17 protein-coding genes and 3 pseudogenes are annotated in these 19967 nt (G+C 63.0%); 10 read left to right on the plus strand and 10 right to left on the minus strand.

Annotated elements, in window-relative coordinates:
- Positions 1-121: 121 nt before the first annotated feature.
- Positions 122-240 (minus strand): annotated as a pseudogene (locus N1058_RS19580) (VIT1/CCC1 transporter family protein); the annotation flags it as partial.
- A 208-nt stretch (positions 241-448) separates the two neighbouring features.
- Between N1058_RS19580 and N1058_RS19585 the strand changes: the two are divergent.
- From N1058_RS19585 to N1058_RS19595, 3 genes are all read left to right on the plus strand, one after another.
- Complete coding sequence (locus tag N1058_RS19585) at positions 449-622, plus strand: CsbD family protein (RefSeq protein WP_265519284.1); 174 nt, start codon at positions 449-451, stop codon at positions 620-622.
- Between the two features lie 53 nt (positions 623-675).
- Entirely contained in the window at positions 676-816 is a 141-nt protein-coding gene (locus tag N1058_RS19590; protein WP_265519285.1) for a hypothetical protein, read from the plus strand.
- A 78-nt stretch (positions 817-894) separates the two neighbouring features.
- Complete coding sequence (locus tag N1058_RS19595; RefSeq protein WP_420848021.1) at positions 895-1017, plus strand: hypothetical protein; 123 nt, start codon at positions 895-897, stop codon at positions 1015-1017.
- Positions 1018-1294: 277 nt separating this feature from the next.
- On the opposite strand, the pseudogene N1058_RS19600 reads toward N1058_RS19595, so the two are convergent.
- Positions 1295-1598: pseudogene (locus N1058_RS19600) on the minus strand (ArdC-like ssDNA-binding domain-containing protein).
- A 413-nt stretch (positions 1599-2011) separates the two neighbouring features.
- Between N1058_RS19600 and N1058_RS19605 the strand changes: the two are divergent.
- On the plus strand, positions 2012-2839 hold the full coding sequence (locus N1058_RS19605; protein WP_265519286.1) for a type IV toxin-antitoxin system AbiEi family antitoxin domain-containing protein: 828 nt from the start codon (positions 2012-2014) through the stop codon (positions 2837-2839).
- Positions 2836-3699: a nucleotidyl transferase AbiEii/AbiGii toxin family protein gene (locus N1058_RS19610; RefSeq protein ID WP_265519287.1), complete on the plus strand. Its 864-nt coding sequence runs from the start codon at positions 2836-2838 to the stop codon at positions 3697-3699. Before N1058_RS19605 ends, N1058_RS19610 begins: the two co-directional genes overlap by 4 nt.
- 358 nt (positions 3700-4057) lie before the next feature.
- Here N1058_RS19610 and N1058_RS19615 read toward each other — a convergent pair whose 3' ends face one another.
- On the minus strand, positions 4058-4309 hold the full coding sequence (locus N1058_RS19615; protein WP_235911859.1) for an ArsR/SmtB family transcription factor: 252 nt from the start codon (positions 4307-4309) through the stop codon (positions 4058-4060).
- A gap of 244 nt (positions 4310-4553) precedes the next feature.
- On the opposite strand from N1058_RS19615, the gene N1058_RS19620 reads away from it, so the two are divergent.
- The 4 genes from N1058_RS19620 to N1058_RS19635 are packed head-to-tail and all read left to right on the plus strand — an operon-like array spanning position 4554 to position 10352.
- On the plus strand, positions 4554-5843 hold the full coding sequence (locus N1058_RS19620) for an NAD(P)/FAD-dependent oxidoreductase (protein ID WP_265519288.1): 1290 nt from the start codon (positions 4554-4556) through the stop codon (positions 5841-5843).
- Between the two features lie 32 nt (positions 5844-5875).
- Positions 5876-6079, plus strand: coding sequence for a YgaP family membrane protein (locus tag N1058_RS19625; RefSeq protein WP_157016669.1), 204 nt, complete (start codon positions 5876-5878; stop codon positions 6077-6079).
- An 8-nt stretch (positions 6080-6087) separates the two neighbouring features.
- Positions 6088-7086 (plus strand): efflux RND transporter periplasmic adaptor subunit, encoded by a 999-nt coding sequence (locus N1058_RS19630; RefSeq protein ID WP_265519289.1) that lies wholly within the window; start codon positions 6088-6090, stop codon positions 7084-7086.
- A complete protein-coding gene (locus N1058_RS19635) occupies positions 7083-10352 on the plus strand; it encodes an efflux RND transporter permease subunit (RefSeq protein ID WP_265519290.1) in 3270 nt (1089 codons plus the stop codon). The genes N1058_RS19630 and N1058_RS19635 overlap by 4 nt, the downstream gene beginning before the upstream one ends.
- A gap of 199 nt (positions 10353-10551) precedes the next feature.
- On the opposite strand, the gene N1058_RS19640 is transcribed toward N1058_RS19635, so the two are convergent.
- From N1058_RS19640 to N1058_RS19670, 7 genes and pseudogenes are all read right to left on the minus strand, one after another.
- Positions 10552-10998, minus strand: coding sequence for a pyridoxamine 5'-phosphate oxidase family protein (locus N1058_RS19640; RefSeq protein ID WP_265519339.1), 447 nt, complete (start codon positions 10996-10998; stop codon positions 10552-10554).
- A 94-nt stretch (positions 10999-11092) separates the two neighbouring features.
- Entirely contained in the window at positions 11093-12289 is a 1197-nt protein-coding gene (locus N1058_RS19645) for an efflux RND transporter periplasmic adaptor subunit (protein WP_265519291.1), read from the minus strand.
- Between the two features lie 4 nt (positions 12290-12293).
- Positions 12294-14657, minus strand: coding sequence for an ABC transporter permease (locus N1058_RS19650; RefSeq protein WP_265519340.1), 2364 nt, complete (start codon positions 14655-14657; stop codon positions 12294-12296).
- A 5-nt stretch (positions 14658-14662) separates the two neighbouring features.
- Positions 14663-15370, minus strand: coding sequence for an ABC transporter ATP-binding protein (locus tag N1058_RS19655; protein ID WP_265519292.1), 708 nt, complete (start codon positions 15368-15370; stop codon positions 14663-14665).
- Positions 15371-15834: 464 nt separating this feature from the next.
- Complete coding sequence (locus N1058_RS19660; protein ID WP_265519293.1) at positions 15835-17430, minus strand: bifunctional aminoglycoside phosphotransferase/ATP-binding protein; 1596 nt, start codon at positions 17428-17430, stop codon at positions 15835-15837.
- Positions 17431-17578: 148 nt separating this feature from the next.
- Positions 17579-17965: a DUF302 domain-containing protein gene (locus N1058_RS19665; protein ID WP_265519341.1), complete on the minus strand. Its 387-nt coding sequence runs from the start codon at positions 17963-17965 to the stop codon at positions 17579-17581.
- 37 nt (positions 17966-18002) lie between these two features.
- A pseudogene (locus N1058_RS19670) lies at positions 18003-18383 on the minus strand (NAD(P)-dependent oxidoreductase); the annotation flags it as partial.
- A 508-nt stretch (positions 18384-18891) separates the two neighbouring features.
- Here N1058_RS19670 and N1058_RS19675 point away from each other — a divergent pair.
- The gene (locus tag N1058_RS19675; protein ID WP_265519294.1) at positions 18892-19923 is read left to right on the plus strand and encodes a universal stress protein; all 1032 of its coding nucleotides are present in this window, start codon (positions 18892-18894) and stop codon (positions 19921-19923) included.
- The last annotated feature ends 44 nt before the right edge of the window (positions 19924-19967 follow it).

A 19967-nucleotide genomic window follows, 5' to 3' on the forward strand; every position in this document is an offset into this window, starting at 1 on the left:
AAGAAGCTGAAAGCGCATCAGCGCACCGACCCGATTAACGCCATCGCTTTCATCGACAACGGCTCTGACATGGTGCCGGCTATGGCCCGGTATGCTCTGTCATGGGGTGCGGGGGACGCATCAGAAGGACCATCGCCAGCGGCATCGCGGCGCCTACGGCAAAGGTCGCGACTGATGTGAGTGCTGCCTGAATGGGTGCGCAGCCGTTACCTCGGAGATGCCGAGTTCGTCGCGCGTGTTGGTTTGTCATGTCGCGGCTTCAGGAAACGGGAATGGTTGTGCCCGAAAACCCGAGCGGATGGCTAAGACAGCAACACTCATGCGAAACGGAACTGGCAGGACTGCGAAGACAGCGAGAACAGTGAAGGTAATTGACCTGGATCAACGCACCATTCGGAGACATCGCTATCAGTGTATACGGCTCGCTGTGTTTCGAAAGGAGAACGGCATGGACAAGGATCGGGTCGTCGGTTCCGCGAAGATCGTCAAGGGAAAGGTCAAGGAGGCCTTGGGCGAGGCGATTGGCGACGCCAAGCTCGAAACAGAGGGGAAGGCCGACAAGTTCGAAGGCAAGATTCAGAACGCCGCTGGTGGACTGAAAGATGCGATCCGCGGAGACTAGGCTTAAGGCCTGATGGCGCGGGGTTTCGCAGGGCGTGTGAAAGGGCAGACGTAATGAGTCGCAACGTGCTTTATTTGGTCATCGGCCTGCTCGCGGTAGGTGTCCTTGTTGTGGGCTACCTCTACTATCAGGAAAGCCAGAGTGGCATCGACATCGAGATTGGCGAGCATGGCGTAACGATTGACGGGAACTAGTCAATCCGATTCCGTACTAGGCACCAGCGTTCTGGGTTACGGTCAATAGTCGGCAACCCTACCGCGAAAGGAAACTCCATGTCGCTCGGTACCATTCTTCTCATCATTCTCATCATCTTCCTCTTGGGGGGCTTCAGTGGTCGTATCGGTGGCTACGGCTACGGATTCGGAGATGGCGGGTCGGCGTCATCGGCGTTCTGATCATCATCCTTCTGATTCTGGTTCTGACTGGACGAATCTGATCTGGCGGCACGCCGGGAGGCGATCGACTAGCTGGGTGATGGACTTGGCGCAGGTGGGTCGATGCTCGACGCAGATCTCGAGGCGGGCATAGTGGCGATCATTGACGACTGCCCCAGATCCTCCAAACGGCATTGACGCCAAGAACCACCGGCACGCCCCGTCCGAGGCAGTAATCTGCACCAGTCTCGTACAGGTGCGAGAGCAGGCATCTGTGCGACTGAGTCTTTCTGCAGGATCAGTCGGCATAGACGACCGTCGTGCCGCGCTCGCCCTTGCGGACATTGCCGCCGAGCGACAGCGCCTGGCGGAAGGTGAGCCAACTCTGGCCGCCGAACCCGCGCTCGATGACGGCGCCCCAGAGCAGGAGCACGTTGATCCCGGAATAGCGCCGGCCGGTTGCGGCGTTCTGCGGCCGTGCCCCAGGGTTGGACCCAGGGCACGCGGCCCGCCTCCAGCTCGGTGATGATCTTGTCGGTGATTTCTGAGGAGAGATTGGTCCGGTCGCGCTTGGCGCCGGTCTTTTGATTGTGTCTGGACATCGCGGTTCTCCGCGACGGGCGCAGAGGGCCTCTCCCTCGGCTTCCAACCCGTCACGGCAAACCGGTCCGCACTCTTCCTCTCTGGTGACCTCTGCAGAGCCGTAGAACCGGAAAAGCGCCCAAACGAAAACGCGTATTCCCGCGTCAGGGATGGATGCCGTGGTAAGGGGGAAGACCTGTAAGGGGCTTCCGCTTCGCCGCAGCCCGGCCCGAAGGGATGATGACAAACATCTCTTCAGGCCAGGCTTCCAGCAACGCGTCGCGTCTGCCGGATGTGGAATCAGGTGGCTCAGTACGGGTTGGTTGAAACAATCATGTCGAAATATCCGCGCATTGCGCGGATTTATGAGATCGAATCGCTTCCCCTAATGAAACCATGTTGATATTTCCGCACTATAAGCGGATAATAAGGCATGATTCACGATCAACGATCCGGCTTGGCAGGCTATGTCAGCGGCCTGCTCTCGGCGGGCCGGACGGTTTTCACCGCCGATGAGGCCGAACAAGCGCTCGACGTCGGTCGCGGCGCGTTGCTGGATGCCGCCGAGCGGCTGCAGCGCCGCAAGGCACTGGTGAACCCGCGGCAGGGGTTCTACGTCGTCGTCCCGCCGCAATTTGCGTCGTGGGGGGCGCCGCCACCGTCCTGGTATATCGATGCGCTCATGCACTATGAGGGTCAAGCCTATTATGTCGGGCTCTTGAAGGCGGCGGAGTTGCACGGTTCGACCCATCAGGCCGTGATGGAATTCCAGGTTCTGACAGCCAAGCGCCTGCCAAAGATCCGTGCCGGCCGTAATCTGATCGTCTTCTACTTCCGCAAGGATATGGAGGCGGTGGCGACGGGGATCGAGGACCGCAAGACCGATACCGGCACGATGAAGATATCGTCGCCTGCGCTGACGGCTCTCGACTTGCTGCGCTATCCGCAGGCTTCGGGCGGTCTCGACAATGTGGCCACGGTGCTCTCCGACCTCGCAGAGAAAATCGATCCCCAGCAACTCGCCGCCCTGTCGGTGACGGTCGAGCGGCCGGTCGTGCAGCGTCTCGGGCACCTGCTGGATCGCCTCGGACATGAAGCCCTGACGGAGCCGATGCAGCAGGTGCTGCAGGCGCGCGGATCGCCACCATGGGCCGAGCTCGATCGGCAGGAGGCGCGGGATCCCGATTTCGCACCCGAACCGCAGGAGCGCGATTCCCGCTGGCGTGTCATCGTGCGGCGCGTACCGGAGCTCGACGAATGATCCCGGCCCAAAACATCGTTGCCTGGGGCAATGTTGTGCCGTGGGCGGATCAACGGCAGGTCGAGCAGGATCTTATCATCAGTCGTGCCCTGGTCGAAATCTTCTCGGACGACATGCTGCGCGACGCGTTGCGGTTTCGCGGCGGCACGGCGCTCAACAAGCTGCATTTTCCAGCGCCGCTGCGCTATTCGGAGGATATTGACCTCGTCCGCACCTCCGCCGGCCCGATCGGTCCAATCCTCGACCAGTTGCGTGCCGTTCTGGAGCCATGGCTCGGACAGGCGCGGTTTGACCAGAGTCCAGTCGCACCAAAGTTTCGCTTCCGGGTCGAGGCCGAGGATGGCAGCGATGTGCCGATCAGGCTGAAGATCGAGATCAACACCCGCGAGATCGAGGCGTTCGATGCGCCGGCGGCTTTGCCGCTGGAGGTCGCGAATCCTTGGTTCTCCGGCGAGGTTGCCATTCCGACATTCTCCCGCGAGGAGATGCTGGCGACCAAGCTGCGGGCGCTGCTGCAGCGCGACAAGGGACGCGACCTCTATGACCTGGCACATGGGCTCGAGGTCTTCGAGGGCCTTAACGCCGATCGTGTCATCGAGATGTTCGGGCTGTATCTCGACCTTACCGGCCAGGCGATCTCACGCGCCGAGGCGCAAGAGCGCATGTTCGCCAAGCTGGCCAATCCGCATTTCCTTCTGGACATGCGGCCTTTGCTGCCGGCGGCACAGGTTGAAGCGCTGACCGAGGGGTCGACGGCGGAATCGTTTCGCCGCGTGTTCACGACCTTTGTCGACCGGCTGCCGGGCGAGCCCTGGGCGAAGATGCCGGCCATGAAGGAAAGGTTCGGGCTTTCTTGGTGAACTGGGTGGCATGACCATGTCTGTCCCAACACGATGCATTCGGCCGATTACATGTTATCCCGCTGTTGGCAGTATCTGCTGGCGTGGCCACGGCTACAGGCAGATGCCTGACGGATCGCGGCTCAGATGTTGTCGAAGAGGGATGTGATCTCGCGATTTGCATCGGGATTCAGGCGGCTGATTAGCTCTCATTTCCCATGTCGTCGCCGAGTACGACGCGGTTGTTACGCGGCGCGCCCTACAGTTGAGTGGGAGAGAGGATCGCGGTGGTCACTGATGAGGCACGTGTGGACTTGGCGTATTCCGCGCTCGGCCTGCTCTCCTCCTGCGTGCTGCCCGGCCCACGGCAAAGACGGCATCATATCGACGTGCAGAATGCCTTGTGGAGCGCTTCCACGACAGTGAGCACTTCCGGCCGGGCGATCCTGTAATAGACGGTCGTGCCCACGCGGCGCGACTCCACCAAGCCGTCCGACCTGAGCCGCATCAACTGCTGCGACATCGGAACCTGGTCTATCCCGAGTTCGGTTCGAAGCTGAGCAACCGACTTCTCCTCACCGCCAAGCGCGCAGAGCACCAAAAGCCGCTGCGGGTGCGACAGGCTTCGCATCAGGTCAGCGGCCTCCTGTGAGGCGGGGATCATTTCTCTTACATTCATATTCTTGAATTTATGAAGTTTGAATGTTACATGCAAGTGCGAAGCGGACAGCCGGCGGGCAATGCCAGTTTGGAATTTAACCGAGTAGGGACGATCTGTCCTTCCGTCATTTCCACTGGGTTTGCGCCGGATCAAAGCGTCGCCGGATACGACAGGCTACCCCGGCCTTTCGGCAATCCCGCCAAGGAGAAATGGCATGTCCCGTATCGTTGTTCTCGGCGCCGGCCTGGGCGGCGTCATCATGGCCTACGAGATGAAGGACAAGATGCGTCCCTCGGACGAACTGACTGTAGTCAATCTTGGGTCTACCTACTCCTTCGTTCCCTCCAATCCCTGGGTGGCCGTCGGTTGGCGTGAGCCCGAAGCGGTCACCGTCGACCTCGAGCCCATCTTCAAACATCGAGGCATCAACCTGAGGCCGGAAGGCGCCAGGCGGGTGATGGCATCGGAAAATCGCATCGCGCTCAACGACGGCACATTCATTGACTACGACTATCTGATCGTCGCCACAGGCCCCGATCTCGCCTTCGATGAGGTGCCGGGGCTGGGGCCGGAAGGCCACACCCAGTCGATCTGTCAGGTCGATCATGCGGCGGAGGCGAAGCGCGCATTCGATACGCTGCTGAACGAGCCGGGGCCGGTCGTGGTCGGCGCAGTCCAGGGCGCCTCCTGCTTCGGCCCGGCCTACGAGTTCGCCTTCATCCTCGACACGGCGCTCCGGCAGGCAAGGAAGCGTGACCAGGTGCCAATCACCTTCGTCACGCCGGAGCCCTATATCGGCCATCTCGGCCTCGACGGGGTGGGCGACACCAAGGGTCTCATCGAAAGCGCCATGCGCGAGCGCCACATCAAGTGGATCACCAACGCCAAGGTGGCGAAGGTGGCACCTGACCGGATGTATGTGGAGGAAGTCGATGAGGCCGGCAAGACCGCAGCCAAGCACGAGCTTCCCTTCGCCTTTTCCATGATGCTGCCCGCCTTCCGGGGCGTGCCGGCGGTTTACGGCATCGAAGGGCTCGTGAATCCGCGCGGCTTTGTCACCGTCGACAAGCACCAGCGCAACGAGGCGTTTCCCAATATTTTCGCCGTTGGCGTGTGCGTGGCCGTTCCGGCAGTCGGCAAGACGCCGCTACCAGTCGGCGTACCGAAGACCGGCTTCATGATCGAGTCGATGGTCACGGCCACGGCAGAGAACATCGCCGCCCTGCTGACGGGCGAGGAGCCGAGGGCGGTCGCCTCCTGGAACGCGGTCTGCCTCGCTGATTTCGGCGACGAGGGTATCGCCTTCGTGGCGCAGCCGCAGATTCCGCCGCGCAACGTCAACTGGTCCTCGCAGGGCCGCTGGGTGCACGCGGCCAAGATCGGCTTCGAGAAGTACTTCCTGCATAAAGTTCGGCAAGGCAAGGCGGAGACCTTCTACGAGAACCTCGCCCTGCACATGCTCGGCATTCGGAAACTCAAGGAAATCGAGATCGCGCCGGGCTAATGAACGCACGGCCAACCCCAAGGAGAATGACAATGACCCTCGACCGCACCGTCATGATGTTTGCCGGCTTCATGGTGCTCGCCTCGCTGGCACTCGGCTTCTACGTCTCGCCCTATTGGTATCTCCTGACCGCCTTTGTCGGGCTCAACCTGATGCAGGCGTCGCTTACCGGCTTCTGCCCGGCCGCCATGGTCTTCAAGAAGCTCGGCGTAAAACCGGGCACGGCTTTCAAATAGGCGGATCCATGGCGCGCTTTAACCTCCTCGTTGTCCTGCTGCTCGCGGCCGCCACCGCTCATCCCGCCCTGGCCGGCGAATTCACGGTGAACACGATCGTCACGCCTGAGATGAAAGCCGTTTTCGGCCAGGTGCGAAGCCGCACGGTCGTGCCGGCGCGCGCCCGCACCGGCGGCACCATCCGCGCCATCCATGTCACCGAGGGTAGTGAGGTGGAAGAGGGGCAGGTGGTCGCCATCGTCGTCGACGACAAGATCGCGCTTGAGTTGGATGCGGCGGAGGCGAGGATCAAGGAGATCACTTCGCAGCTCGACAACGCTCGAACCGAGCTCGATCGCGCCGAGCAGCTCCTCGCCCGCGGCGTCGTCTCTCAGGGACGTGTGGACCAGGCCAGGACCCAGTTCGAGGTCGCCAGCAATCAGCTTGCGGCGGCGGAGGCGAGCAAGGCCGTGCTGGAGCAGCGCGCCCGGGAGGGCGAGGTCATTGCGCCGGCCACCGGCCGTGTCCTCACGGTGCCGGTCACCCCCGGCTCCGTTGTCCTGTCCGGCGAGGAGGTGGCGCGCATTGCCTCCGGTCAATATTATCTTCGCCTCTCCCTGCCGGAGCGACACGCCGCCGAGATCAGGGAAGGGGCCATTGTGCGTCTCGGCCAGCGCGGCCTTCGCGGTAGTGCTGCGGCGGAAACGGAGTTCGAAGGCCGCATCGCAAAGGTCTACCCGGAGATTTCGGAAGGCCGCGTGATCGCCGATGTCGAGGTCGCGGGCCTCGGCGACTATTTCGTCAATGAGCGCACGCTCGTGTGGATTCCTGTCGGCAGCCGCGATGTTGTCGCCGTGCCGCCCGAGGCGATAACGACGCGGCACGGCATCGACTATGTCAGCCTGGCGACAGCCGATGGGCCGACGGACATCGCCGTCATTCTGGGCGAGAGCATCGCCGATGCCGCCGGAGAGCGGATCGAGATCCTGAGCGGCCTGCGGGCGGGCGACAAGGTGCTCGTCCCATGAAGCTCGGCATCGCCGGCGGGCTCACCCGCGCCTTCATCGCTTCGCCGCTCACACCGCTCTTTCTGCTTGCGGCTTTCGCGCTCGGTCTCGTGGCCCTGGTCACGCTCCCGCGCGAGGAGGAGCCACAGATCTCCGTGCCGATGGTCGACATCCACGTCCAGGCCAACGGCCTGAAGGCGGAGGATGCGGTCAAGCTCGTGACGGAACCGCTGGAAGCCATCGTCAAGAGCATCGACGGTGTCGAGCATGTCTATTCCCAGACCCAGGATGACGGTGCGCTGGTGACGGCGCGCTTCCTGGTCGGCACGAGTGCGGATGCCGCGATCCTGCGCGTCCACGAGAAGGTGCGAGCCAATATGGATCGCATTCCCGTCGGCATCCCCGAGCCGTTAATCGTCGGCCGTGGCATAGACGACGTCGCCATCGTCGTCGTCACCCTCACACCGAGCCCTGAGGCTGCCGAGCGCTGGACGGCCAACGGGCTGACGCGCCTTGCCCGCGAGTTGCAGGTCGAGGTGGCGAAGCTCCCCGATATCGGCCTCACCTATATCGTCGGCGAGCAGCCGGAGGAAATCCGCATCGAGCCCGATCCCGAAAAGTTGTCGCTCTATGGCGTCACGCTGCAGCAGCTTTCCGCCAAGGTGGAGGGGGCCAATCGCTCGTTCCAGGCGGCGACCGTGCGTGAAGGAGGCGGGCAGCGCACGTTGCTCGCCGGCCAGACGCTGCAGACGCAAAGCGAGATCGGCAATCTTCTCGTCACGGCCCGCGATGGCCGGCCCGTCTATGTGCGCGACGTGGCCCAGGTGGTGCTTGCGACCGAGCCGAACGAAAGCCGTGTCACGGAGGTGCGCAAGACGGAGGAGGGGCTTGAACGCTTGCCCGCCGTCTCCCTCGCAATCGCCAAGCGGCCCGGCACCAATGCCGTCGTCATCGCCGAGACCATCATCCACCGGCTGGAGCAGGTGCGCGGGCAGATCTTCCCCGAAGATGTCGAGATGACGGTCACGCGCGACTATGGCGAGACGGCCAACGAGAAGGCAAACGAGCTGCTCTTTCATCTGGGGCTGGCCACGGTCTCCATCGTGCTCCTCGTCGCTTTCGCGATCGGCTGGCGGGAGGCGCTGGTCGTCGCGGTGGTGATCCCCACGACGATCCTGCTCACGCTCTTTGCCTCGCGCGTCATGGGCTACACGCTCAACCGCGTGAGCCTCTTCGCGCTCATCTTCTCGATCGGCATCCTGGTGGACGACGCCATCGTGGTGATCGAGAACATCGCGCGCCATTGGGCGATGAAGGACGGCCGCACGCGCGCCCAGGCGGCGATAGAGGCTGTCGCGGAGGTCGGCAACCCTACCATCGTGGCGACGCTGACGGTGGTCGCAGCCCTCCTGCCCATGCTGTTCGTGTCGGGCATGATGGGGCCCTATATGAGCCCGATCCCGGCGAACGCATCCGCCGCGATGCTGTTTTCCTTCTTCGTGGCCGTCATGCTGACGCCGTGGCTGATGCTGAAATTTGCGGGGAAGGGCGGTGAAGGCCCTGCCCACGGACATGGCGACGACCATGGCGGCCGGCTCGGGAAGGCTTATATGGCGATAGCCTGGCCGATCCTAAGATCGCGTCTGCGCGCCTGGATCTTCCTGCTGTTGGTCGGCGTCGCCACGCTCGCGTCCCTGGTGCTCATCTACACCAAGGACGTGACGGTCAAGCTGCTTCCCTTCGACAACAAGACGGAACTGCAGGTGGTCGTCGACTTGCCCGAAGGCGCATCGGTGGAGGATACCGATCGTGCCTTGCAGCAGATTGTCAATCGCCTGGCTTCGGTTCCGGAGGTCGTCTCTTTCCAGAGCTATGCGGGCACCTCTGCCCCGTTCAACTTCAATGGCCTGGTGCGCCACTACTACCTGCGTTCGTCCCCGGAGCTGGGAGATGTGCAGGTCAACCTCCTGCCGAAAGGTGAGCGTGATCGCGCCAGCCACGACATTGCACTTGAGCTACGAGAGCGTCTGGCGGGTCTCGGCTTGCCGGACGGGACGGCGATCAAGGTCGTCGAGCCGCCGCCGGGGCCGCCGGTCATGGGGACCCTGCTCGCCGAGATCTATGGTCCCGACCCGGAGACCAGGCGCGCTGTCGCGGCGAAGGTGCGTGACACCTTCGAGAGCGTTCCCTTCATCGTCGATGTGGACGATTCCTACGGCGTTCGGCACGAACGGGTGCGGCTCGGCATCGATCAGGACAATCTCGAATACCACAAGGTCGAACAGGCCGACGTCTTCGACGCGATCCGTGCGCTCTACTCCGGTTCGACCGTCGGCTATTCGCATCGTGGAGGCGGGCGGCAGCCGATCCCGATCCGCATTGCGCTGCCCAAAAGCGAAAAAGTGATCAATGAAAGGGCGCTGGCTACGCCGGTGCCGGCCAACGCGCTGCCGGGCGGGCGAGGCATCGTCGAACTCGGGGATGTCGTCACAGTGACGCGGGAGCCGGCATCCTTCCCGATTTTCCGGCACAACGGCCGTGCCGCCGAGATGGTGACGGCAGAGCTTGCCGGGCAATTCGAGGCTCCGGTCTACGGGATGATGGCGGTGGCCGATGCGATCGAAGAGGCCGATTGGGGCGACGTGCCGAAGCCCGTGATCGCGCTTAATGGCCAGCCCGACGACGAGTCTTATCCGACCCTGCTGTGGGATGGGGAGTGGGAGGTGACCTGGGTCACGTTCCGCGACATGGGCGCGGCCTTCATGGTCGCCATTCTGGGCATCTACATCCTCGTCGTCGCCCAGTTCGGCTCCTTCAAGCTGCCGCTGGTCATCCTGACACCGATCCCGCTCACCTTCATCGGCATCATGCTCGGGCACTGGCTGTTCGGCGCGCCTTTTTCGGCGACTTCCATGATCGGCTTCATCGCGCTTGCCGGTATCATCGTGCGCAACTCGATCCTGCTTGTGGACTTCATCCGTCATGCGCATACGCCCGAGCGGCCGCTGATCGGTGTGCTTCTGCAGGCTGGTGCCATACGGTTCAAGCCGATCCTGCTCACCGCGATCGCGGCGATGATCGGCGCGGCGGTCATCCTCGCCGATCCAATCTTCCAGGGCCTGGCGATCTCACTGCTCTTCGGGCTTGCATCTTCGACCGCGCTCACCGTGCTGGTCATCCCGGCGATCTATGTGGCGCTCAGGGGCGAGCGCGCAGGCGCATTCGAGCCGGATGAGGGTTTGGACAAGCTGGCTCCCCCGAACCGGAACCAGTTGAAGGTCGTCTAGCATCTTGCGGTCGTTGCTTATGCCGCTTCGGATGCGGTCCGGCTTGTCCTCGTTGATCCTGTTGAGAGCGAGAACGGCCGCGGGCGGAACCGGGAGCTGATGTTGCCACCTGTCTCACACGCCATGGAGTGACGGTGGATCGTAAGGCGACCGGAAGCGCCGGCGTGCAGCAGCCCGAGCCAGGCCAGCCAATAAGGTCCTACTCCTTGGCCTCCCGTCCCGAGACCTTATCGACAGAGATGCGGAAAAAGACGTGGGGTGAATGATCCGACAAGGGTGGCGTCACCGGCTTGAGGCCACCTGGCTCCCACCAATTGGCATGTTTGCTCAAGAGCGACCAAGCGTATTCGCGTTCACGCTTGCGACCGATGCGGTCCGGCAGTTCCTCGTAGGTGCCGTCGACAATAACGCTGCGCCATTCGCGCCCTTGCCCCTGATCCTCGATCAAGACCGAAACCCGCGGGTTGGCCCTCATCCAGTCGATCTTCTTGCCGGGCATGGAAAACGCATAAAGGTAGTTCTTGGCGTAAGCGTAGTAAACCGGCACGAGATAGGGCTGGCCGTCCCTGGCACAAGCCAGTCGCCCGACCCGGTTCTCGGCCAACAGGTTCTCGCATTCGGTCTTGTTCAAGGTAAGTATCAACATCATTCCATCTCCCGTTTCCAATGCAGATGGCGAACGCAGTTGGACAACCAGCATTGACTCCCGTCAACCGATCGGATCCCCTGCACGCTGGCCCTCAGTTGCGGCGCTCCACGCGGCTCCCCTCGGCGAGTGTGTCCGCTGGGTGAAGTACCACGCTGGCGCCGGCTTCGATGCCGCCGAGCACTTGGGCGACTTCGTCATTCAACTGCCCGATCTCCAACGTAGCTTGCCGCAGGCGGTCGTCCTCGAGAACGAAGACACTCCAATCGCCCCCGTTCCGGAACAGGGCGCTGATGGGCACCTGCAGGCAATCGGCACATTCCCAGATGGCCAGTTCCACGAAAACACGGTAGCCGTGCCCCAGCCGGCCGTCACCTTGGTCGAGATCGAGAACGGTGTTGACGCGCTGCTCCTCGATACCGAGGGCGGAGACTTTCGTAAAGGCGGCGGGATCGACGCGGCGGACGGTGGCCTCCAGGCTGCGTTCACCGCCCCAGTCCCGCACAAGCGCCTTGGTTCCGGGGCCGATGCGGACGGCATCGGCCGATAGAAGGTCGGCCACAATTTCGAGGTCGGTGGTGTTGCCGATTTCCGCGATGCGCGCCCCGGCCGCCACAGCCTGTTCGCTCTTGGCCGCCACGGCGAGCACGACTCCGTCCACGGGCGCGAGAACATCGACACAGCAGCCTTCGGCAGCCAAAGCTGCGGACCCCGGCTGCATGAGGCGAGCCTCCGCGCTCGCAAGCTCCGCGCGGCGGAATCCGACTGTCGCCTTTGCTGCTTCCACTGCCGCCTTCTGCAGTTCGAATTCGTTCGTTGCGCGATGCAGAGCGCTCTCGGAAATGACGCCTGGCACCGCCAGCTTGAGCGCGCGGCCGAGTTCCGTCTCGGCAAGGTGCAGGGCGGTCTCGGCGCGTTGCAGCTCACTCTCGGCAATGCCCACGCCGGAGCGCGCGGCATCGCGGGCGGCGAGCAGTTCGGCCTCGGTGCGCCTGTCGATCAGCGGCGGGGCGAGCGGGTGGATCGCCGCGACCACGGTTTCTCCGGCCTTTACGCGATCACCCTCGTTGAGCAGGGTGCGCGAAAGTTGCCCGGCGATCGGAGCGGAGACGGCGTAGACCTCGCGAACCCGGGTGACGCCTTCCTCACGGATCGTCACCTTCATCGGTCCCTGCTTCACCTCAGCCACGTCGACGAGGGCCGGCTGTTCGCGCAGGGACCAGGCCAAGAGGGCGATCACCGCGACGGCGGCAAGCCCGAAGAGAATGCGTTTGAACCAGGGGGATTTCATTGGATCATTCCCTTGTCTTGAGAACGCGCACCAGATCGAGCCTGTCGATGCGGCGGCGCACGATCAGCGCCGAGATCGCCGCAACGGTTACGACGATGAGGCTTGCAATGGCGAAGGTGGATCGGTTGATGACGAAGGGGACGCGGAACAGGTCGCTCTCGAAACCGCGTACGACCGACCAGGAAAGAAGATATCCGAGCAGCCAGCCGAGCGGCTGCGCGAGAAGCACCATGGCGCCGAGCTCGATCAGGAGCACGCTCGATACCTCGCCATTGGTGAAGCCGAACACGCGCAGGCTCGCCAGCTCCCGCGCCCGCTCGGAGAACTGGATGCGGGCGGAGTTGTAGACGACGCCGAATGTGATGATGACCGCAAGCGCCGTATAGACGCTGGTCATGATCGTGATGTTCTGCTCGATCGTCTCGCGGAAGCGCTGGCGGGACAGGCCCTGCAGGGCAATCGCCGCGACGGCGGGCGTCTCCTTGATCGTCTTGTACAGGTCGTCGAGCCGGGAGGAATCGACTTTCACGCGGACGCCGGATAGCCGCGGGCCATCGCCGATGACGCGGTCGAGGGCGTCGGCGCGCATATAGACGGCGAGCCCGATATAGCTTTCCACGATGGCGCTGACGGGAACGGCCACCTTGCGGTGCGCCCGTTCGAGAAGCTCCACTTCGGCGATATCGCCCACCTGGAGGTGGAGCAGCTTGGCGACCCATTCGGAGATCATCAGGCCGACCGGCGCCGGCTCAACGGGATCGAGCGCCTTGTCCAGCATGCGCGCGAGATCCGGGTTCTCCGTCATGCCGGAGATCGTCAGGCGCCGCTCGCGATGTCCGTAACGCAGGATTACCGGTGTCGCGCGAAAACCTTCCGCACGCAGGACACCCGGCATGGCGGCGACGGACTGCAGCGCCCGTGGCGACCGTTCGTTGGCAAATGCGATCGTGGCATCCTGACGCTCGGTGCGGAAGAACACCGTGTCGACCATGAAGGCGACGGAATCGAAGGAGAAGAGCGCCATGATCAGGAGAGCCACGGCAAGCGAGGTACCGAAAGCCGTGAGTAGCGTGCGCACCGGCCAACGAACCAGATGCCTCAAGGCCATGATCGTCAGCTGCGAGAATATCTTCAGATGGTGGGCGCCCCCGGAAAAGAAACTGCGGTAGCGCGTCGGTGTTGGCGGCTGCATGGCGATGGCAGGCGGCAGGCTGGCGATGCTCCAGATCGCGCGCATGCTGCCCGCCAGCGCGGCAACGGCACTGACGATCGCTGCGATCGCGTAGAGATCGAGGCTCTGGCGGAAGATGAGGAACGGGAAGGAATAGAATTGGGCATAGAGCCGTGTCATGCCTCGGCCCAGCCAGTCACCTGCAATGGAGCCGATGACGATGCCGATGAGCGCGATGACGAGCGTGAGTTTGGCGTAGTGCCAGGCGATTGCCGCGGAGCCGTAGCCGACCGCCTTCATGAGCCCCACCTGTTCGCGCTCGAGCGCGATGAGCCGCGTCAGGATCATGTTGACGAGGAATGCCGAGACGAACAGGAAGACAGGCGGGATGACGGCTGCCATGGCGCGAAGCTGGGCCAGCTCCTCGTCGAGGAATGTATGCGAGATCTGGTCGGTCCGGTCATGCGCGCCCGTGCCGCCATAGGGTGTCAGGACGGCATCGAGCGTGTCGATGATTTCGCTGAAGTCGGCGTTCCTGTGCGTGCGTAGGGCGACGTCGTTGAACGCGCCTTCCATGTCGAAGATGCCCGCCAGCGCCGTGCGCGGCATGAAGAAGACGCCGAAGCGGCGCTGGTCCGGAATCATGTCGCCGGGGCCGATGGCATAGATATATTCGGGCGAAAGAACGATGCCCGTGACGACCAGCGTGCGCTTTCGGCCATTCATGATGGCGTCGAACCGGCTGCCGGCCGCCATTCGGTGCGCGAGGGCAAAGGGCTCCGTCACGGCGATCTCGCCGGTGCGGCCGGGCTCCGGCAGTCGGCCTGAGCGCAGATAGAGCCGGTTGACGGCGGGTTCGCCATGGTCGGGGATCGAGACGGCGATGCCGGTGGCGGGCTCGGCCATTCCGGGCATGTCGAGCAGGACCGGCTTTACGATGCGCAGCTCGATCCCGCTCACGCCGGAGATCGAGGCGAGTTCGTTCTTCATCTGCAAGGGAGCGCGCGTCAGCCCGGAAAAGACGGTCGCGAAGCGGTAGCGGTCATAGAAGGCCGAACGCGTTTCTTCCAGCGACCGATAGGCGCCGATCGCAAGGATGATCGTCGCAACCCCGCAGGCCATGACAAGCGCGATCGCCAGAACCTGCGCCCACAGGCGGAAGAGGTCGCGCAGCAATTTCCTGTCCAGAACGGACATCGCCTTCACCAGCTCACTTCCGCGGGCTGGGCCCGCTTTTCATTGACCATGGCATCCGCGATCCGGCCATCCCTGAATGTGAAGACGCGGTGGGCGATATCCCGGATTCCGGCGTTGTGGGTGATGATCGCCATGGTGGTCTTCAGCTCTTCGTTGATGCGCCAGAGCGCTTCGAGGACGATGATGCCGGTCTTGGAATCGAGCGCGCCGGTCGGCTCGTCGCAGAGCATCACCTCCGGCCGCTTGGCGATGGCGCGGGCGATTGCCACGCGCTGCTGCTCGCCGCCCGAGAGCTGGGCCGGGAAGTGCGTCATGCGCTCGTTCAGGCCCACCATCTCCAGCGCCTCCTCGGGCGCCATGGGATTCGGTGAAATCTCCGTGACGAGTGCGACATTCTCCCAGGCCGTGAGGCTGGGGATCAGGTTGTAGAACTGGAACACAAAGCCGATATGGTCGCGCCGGAAGCGGGTGAGCTGCCGCTCGGAGAAGGCGGTGAGATCCTGGTCGCGAAAGTGCACCGTACCCGAGGTCGCGCGATCGAGCCCGCCCATGATGTTGAGGAGGGTTGACTTACCGCTGCCCGAGGGACCGAGCAGAACCGCCATCTCACCTTGTTCAAGGTCGAGATCCACGCCGCGAAGCGCAAAGACCTCGACTTCGCCGGAGCGATAGACCTTCGTCAGGTTATGGGCGGAGAAGATCGGATTGTCCATGAAAGCGGCCTCGGCATTTGTCCGCCTTTGATAGGAGGTCGGGGCCGCACTGCCTTGATGCGCATCAAGCCGCTGCTCTGGCTGCCATCCCGAAAGCAGTTCGTTAATCCGCTGCCACGGCTGGCGGCGATTTCTTCATGGCGTTACGGACTTGGAGAATCTCGCCGGGCGAGATATCGTGATCGATGCGGCCTATTTGTCGGGCACGTGCCGGTGTTCCGCCGACTCTTGCTTATCAACCTCGTCGCGGGCGAAACGCTCCCTCAGGATTTCGAGTGGTGTCAATCCCGCGGCTGATTGCTGTCGGGCCGTAAACATATCGGCCTTGACGCCAATCAACGCGACGCCTTTCATTCAAGCCAAATTGAACAGACAGCCGTGCACAACGCCGACATAGCTGCGCTCTTCAATCGGATTGCGGACCTCCTCGAGATAGAGGGCGCCCAAACGTTCCCTATCCGTGCCTATCGAGGCCGCCGATGTCCTGAAGACCCAGCCCTAGAACGAACTCGAGCCTCTTTTCTCTCGCTAGGCGTATGCGCCTCTTCAAGGTGTGCGAGGATGTCCGCAACGATCGTTTCCAGGTCGCGTCCGGCGTCGATCTTCGTCCAGTAGGAATAGTCGATGTGCCGCTGCAGTTGGCGCGCCAGAACGTCGGCCGTGGCGTCGGACGGCCCGCCCCGACGCGTTTCGACCCGTTGCCGGAGGCTCGCCGGAACCGCATCGAGCCAGAAACCCAGAAAGGGCAGGCCGATCTTGCGGGCTTCCGCTTCGATGTTGATACGGTCGGTCGCCCGCTCGAACACCGCATCGGCAATCACCGAGCCGCCTTGGCGCAGAATAAGGCCGGCGCGGCGAACCATCTCCTGGTAGACCTTCTGCGACACCTCCGGCCGATAGGCGTCACTTGGAAGATGTGTTTCAGCCGGGACGCCGTAAAGGGCCTTGCGGATCCTGTCGCTTTCCACGATCCGTGCGCCCGGCGGTACGCCCAGGTTTGCGGCGAGCATCTCCGCCACACTCGTCTTGCCCGATCCGCTCAAGCCCGCAATGGCGACCAGCCGCGGCGGAGTCTCCCGAAGCAGGGCAAGAGCAAGGTCAAAATAGGCTCGAGCCTCGTCGATGAGCCCCGCCGCCGTGCCTCCCTCCTCGACGAGCGTCGCCGTGACGTGCGCCCGCACGGCCGCCCTTATGGCCATGAAGAAGGGAAGAAGTGAGAAGCCGTCATCCTCATCAGTCTCGTCGAGATAGCGGTTCATGACGAGGTTCGCCAATGCGGCAAAGCCGTGGTGCCACAAGTCCATCAGCAGGAATGCCAAGTCGTAAAGAACATCGACGGTTGCGATCTCCTTGCTGAACTCGATGCAGTCGAAGAGCCGCGGCGCGCCGTCGAAGAGACAGATGTTCCTCAGGTGAAGGTCGCCGTGGCAGCGGCGAACCTTGCCTTCCATCGCCCGCCGATCGAGGAGGGTGGCGTGACGCGCCAGGGCGGAACGAAAAGCCTTGTTGAAGGTTGCCGTCTCCGCCTCACGGAACACGTGGCTGCCGGCTAATCCCGCTTCGTTGATATCAAGCACGCCGGCCATGATTTCGGCGCCGCTGCGCTCATGGGCGATGGGAGCATCGCGATGGAAGCGCGCGATCACTTGCGCCGTCTCGCTCATTAAGGCGGGTGAGAGTTTGCGTGCGAGCGCCAACCGATCGAGCAGGCTCGACTGCTCGAATCGCTTCATCTCTACCACCGCATCAACCAGACGTCCCGTTCCATCCAAGGCAAGCCGTCCATCGGCTTCCTCGGTGATCTGATGGGACCTGATATACAGCCCCGGCGCGGTCTTAGAATTCAGCTCCACCTCCTTGGCACAGGCTGCAAGGCGAAGCTCGGGCGTGGAGAAGTCGACATAGGGCAGCTTTACCGCGCGCTTCATTTTCCACGCTCTCTCGCCTGCAAGAAATATGCGTGAGATGTGAGTCTCGATGATATCGACCGACCCGCGGACGCCGTGAAAGGCCGGGTTGCTCAGCAGTGCGATCGCGGCTGCCTGGTTGTCGGTGATCATCCGGTTCTGCCTCCTCCAGGCGATATTGGCTCGACGGGCGTTGGCATGCTCAACGGGCCCTTCCGCCGCATTGCGCCCGCGAAGGTCTGGCGTCTCATCACGGAAACTCAGCGGCTTTGAAACCGGGACTCGTGCGAGGTGTTCCCCATCAAAGGTCCCGGACGATATCACGCAGCAGATGTTGGACCTCACCGGCGATTTCGGTCAGCGCCGGATTGTCCACCGAGGCCATCGACGCAAGCGGATCGACCGCCGCGACCTCGGTTTTTCCTGGCGTTACCTTGCTGACGATCACATTGCACGGCAGCATGGTGCCGATCTTATCCTCCTGCTGCAGTGCGCGCCACGCGAAGTGCGGGTTGCATGCGCCCAGGATCGTATACGGCTTGAACTCTTCGCCCAGCTTGTCCTTCATGGTGGCGCGCACATCGATGGTGGTGAGTACGCCGAAGCCCTTGGCCGCGAGCGCCTTCGTCACATGAGTTGTCGCCTCGTTGAAGGTCATGTCGAGCGTCTTGCTGAAATAATAACTCACGGAGTGCCCTTTCTTGGCATGCCGGCGAAGGACCTGTTCACCGGTATCGTTGGACTCGTTGCCCGTCGGGTACCCCGCAAGGCACTCTTCCGCCTTGATCCAGAGCAAGGCGGTCTGCCGGTCCCTGTGGTCGCCGCCGCCCCGGTATTTGATGCAGCGGAAGGATCGCCTTGGCGGGCTGCAGTATCGCAATGCAGCGAAACGATGTCGCACCTCGCCAAAGTTCCTCCCGCGGCACATAACGCATACTCAGTTCCACGCGAGCGGGGTTCTGGCTGACGTCGCCGAGAAGCTTGCAACCGAAGGCCTTCAGGATACGCGCGAGCACGGCCCCGATCTCGCCGGTGTCGACAATACCGACGGTTCTCCCGTAAAGGTTGAGACTCAGGAGTCCATCCAGCGCGACGTTTCTCTCGCGAACGCGGTTGTTGCACGATGGATCAAGCGGTCGAGAGAGCCCACTGACATAACTGCCTCAGTGGACCCCGCCGCTGGCAGTATCTTGCACGCTTGCCATGGCGCCTTGGTGCAGCGGTAGAGATCGTCGACGTCCTCGCGCCGGCACAGTTCCGTGCCGCGCCTCATGACAGCCACCGTGCCGGCGGTCGCGGTGGTTCATGATGCCTCTCGCGGTCTTCATCCAGTTTCAGACGCATGAAGACAGCGCCTCCCACGCCGCCTTGATCCGCCTTAACAGGCAACTTGGCGTTGCGCCGTGCTCGCCACATGAAAGCTCACCTTTGCCGCGTTCTTTGACGCGGATCAACGACCGGCGCGGCTGGACGGCGTACTGGTGCATCATTGTCCGACACGCAACAGATCTGCTCCGCAGGGGCGAGTGCCAGACTTGGGAACGCCGGTTCGGTGAAAGCTTACCAACCCGCGCCATATCTCGTCCCACGCGAGCCACCAATTGGGAGGCCGGCATGCTGGCATCGTCCGTATCGAACCATGTTCACGAATCCACCACGGAAGTCTTCGAGCGAGCACCATCCTGCGTGTCTTCGCCTGTTCTGGCCTATGTCGACACCTCGGTGTCGACCCGCAAGCTCATTCCGCATGCCATGGCGATAGCGGAAGCGTTGAACGCGCCTTTGACGCTTCTCCACGTGCTGGATCTGCCACCGCAATCGGAAGGGCCAGCCGATCCGGTGGAGTGGAGTATTCGCCGGCAGGAGGCCCATGGTCAGGTCCGGCGGGCGGCGGAAAAAGAGCGCAAAAATACGCCAAAGCTGGACATCAGGATCGCGGAAGGTAGACCCGTCGACCAGATTTGCCGCTCCGTGCGCGAACTCGAAGCCGGCATTGTCGTGGTCGGCACGACGGCGGACGAGAATGCAGCCGACTGGGAACTGGGCGAAACAGCGCGGAAGCTCGTTGACCGCTCCGGTGGCGCGCTGCTTCTTATACCGCCGTCTGCGGAAGCGGCGGTTGAGGTACATTATGGGCGCGTCCTGGTCCCACTCGACGGCTCACGCACGGCGGAGAGTGTCCTGCCGCTGGCCGCGCGAATTTCACGGGGCGCCGGCGCGGAATTGCTTCTCGCGCACATCATTCCTGCGCCTGAGCTGACCGAGACCGGTCCGCTTGAAACTGACGATCACAGGTTGTGTCAGCAGGTGAGCGAACGCAACGAGCGCGTGGCGCGAAAATATGTCGAGCAGATTCGCAGCCGCCTCGCATGTTCCGGGCTTGCCGTGCGCGCCCTGGTCGTGCGCAACGGCGACGTACGCAGCGCCCTGGCACGGCTGATCGAAGATGAGAAGATCGATCTGCTCGTCATGTCGGCTCATGGTCGCAGCAGCCGGCCGGACGTGGCTTGCGGCAGCGTCGCCGGCTATATGGTCACCCATGCACGCGCACCGCTTCTCGTCGTCCTGGGTGCGCATGCGCATCACGCCAATCACGCGGCGAACAATCAGAGAAACAACCGGCCGCTGCGCGGCCCCGTGTTGTGATGCTGGCGGCGCCGGAAAGCGGGAGGGATCCGCTCACCACGACA

The organism is Nitratireductor luteus (assembly GCF_026162365.1).
Lineage (GTDB): Bacteria > Pseudomonadota > Alphaproteobacteria > Rhizobiales > Rhizobiaceae > Chelativorans > Chelativorans luteus.